1 protein-coding gene is annotated in these 901 nt (G+C 48.3%); it reads right to left on the minus strand.

Going from position 1 to position 901, the window contains the following annotated elements:
• Window positions 1-901: alpha-1,6-glucosidase domain-containing protein (locus R7R78_RS25020; RefSeq protein WP_225474487.1), on the minus strand; the 901-nt coding region annotated here is incomplete at both ends.

The following is a 901-nucleotide window of genomic DNA, read 5'->3' on the forward strand; positions in this document are numbered from 1 at the left end:
GTAGGTACAGTGCTGTTTCACCAAACGTTGGTGCATCCGCAGATTTGGTTACGGAAACCACAGGTTTTTCCACTTTCTCATCTTGAACGTATAGCGCGTTCAGTGTGAAGTTGTACTTGCCTGTTTCTGCGACGGTGAGTTTACAGTTTTCGTCTGCGCCTAGCTCCAGAGAGCCGCTGCCCACTGTTGCCACAGAACAACCGATGTTCGGATTTGCCCAACCTGTGTCTGCAAATTTGAACTCGTGGCTGCCTGCTTCAAGTACGCCTGTTACTGAGTACATGCCGTTGCCAATGAAAGTCATTGCCCAGTCGCTGTTGTCTGACCAATTGTTCATTGTGCCTTTCACGTAAACCACGGTTTCACCGAAAGGAGGAATGCTCGATACGTCTTTGTTGTCTGTATTTACTGGCAGACCCGCACCTTGCGCGCCGTCTTGTGGCTGTACGAATACCGCAGTAGTCAGTGCTGGCACAGTGAAGGTTTCATTGGCGAAGCTTGCACCTTTCACGATGTCATCTGCAGAGTTTTGTTGAACTTCATGCAGCTCGAAACCTGCCGCGCCTTTCACGACAAATGATTTCTCTGTTGATGTTGAGTTCACCACAGCAACGATCGCATCGTATTTCGAATCCAAATCGGCACCTGCTGATTTACCATCGTCGATAGACATAACGATCAAGCCTTCCACTTGGTCTTTACCAACGTTGCGGAAGTCAACACGGTTCATGACTTCTTGAGCGGTATCTAAGCGGAACAGTTCACTTGAACTACGGATTTTTAGTAGTTCTAGGAATTGTTGTTTGGTTAGCTCAATGTCGGTTGCATCTGGCTTCGCTGTCGTATCAGAAACGATCTTCTTGATCAGCTCCCAGTTTGCGCCGTCTTTGTCTTCACGAGG

Source organism: Vibrio sp. 2134-1 (assembly GCF_033339495.1).